This window comes from Streptomyces tricolor, from assembly GCF_002155905.1.
Lineage (GTDB): Bacteria > Actinomycetota > Actinomycetes > Streptomycetales > Streptomycetaceae > Streptomyces > Streptomyces tricolor.
In genome coordinates, this window is the sequence record NZ_MUMF01001092.1 from 1 (window position 1) to 720 (window position 720).

A 720-nucleotide genomic window follows, 5' to 3' on the forward strand; every position below is an offset into this window, starting at 1 on the left:
GGGTAGGAGGGGCGGTTGGCGGCGTACTGGGCGGCGGCGGAGTCGAAGGACCGGGCCCGGGCGGCGTGCAGGGCGCGCGGGTCGGCGGGCGGCGGCTGCGTGGCGGTCATGGGGTCATGTCTAGGGCACCGCCGCCGTCCGTCGTACCCCCTTGCCGGGTTCTACCGGCGGCGCTTCTTCTTGGAGGGGTTGCCGGTGCGGCGGGTGGTGCGGCGTTCGTGGGCCTCGCGGGCCTTCTCGTACTCCTCGCGGTGCAGCTTCTCGCCCGGCGCCTCGGTCAGGGAGCGGAAGAAGTAGGCGACGAGGGAGCCGACGAAGCCGATGGCCAGCAGGCCGCGCAGGCCGGCCTGGCGCTGCGGGTCGTGGCGCTTGCCGAAGCCCTCCCAGGTGTTGTGGAAGGCGAGCGCGCTGCAGATCGCGAACATGGCGACGACCAGGACGGTCACGAACGAACCGGTGTCGGCGATCCGGATGCCCTCGTAGGCGAAGCGCAGCACCAGGCAGGAGACGGCGGCGGCGGCCAGGGAGCCGACGGCGACGGCGGCGCGGCGGGCCGCGTAGCCGTTGCCGTGGTCCACCCAGGAGGTGCCGAAGAAGCGCAGGGGCTCGGGGCGGGGGCCACCGCCCTGGGCCGCGCCGTCGCCCTGGGCCGCGGGGCCGGCGGAGCCCGCCGAGGTGTCCGGGGTGCCGGTTTCGTCGCTCACGGCACGATTATGGCTG

At 74.9% G+C, this 720-nt stretch carries 1 protein-coding gene; it reads right to left on the minus strand.

The features are described 5' to 3' along the window. Positions 1-161: 161 nt before the first annotated feature. Entirely contained in the window at positions 162-704 is a 543-nt protein-coding gene (locus tag CCN44_RS42920; RefSeq protein WP_086704698.1) for a hypothetical protein, read from the minus strand. Between the last annotated feature and the right edge of the window lie 16 nt (positions 705-720).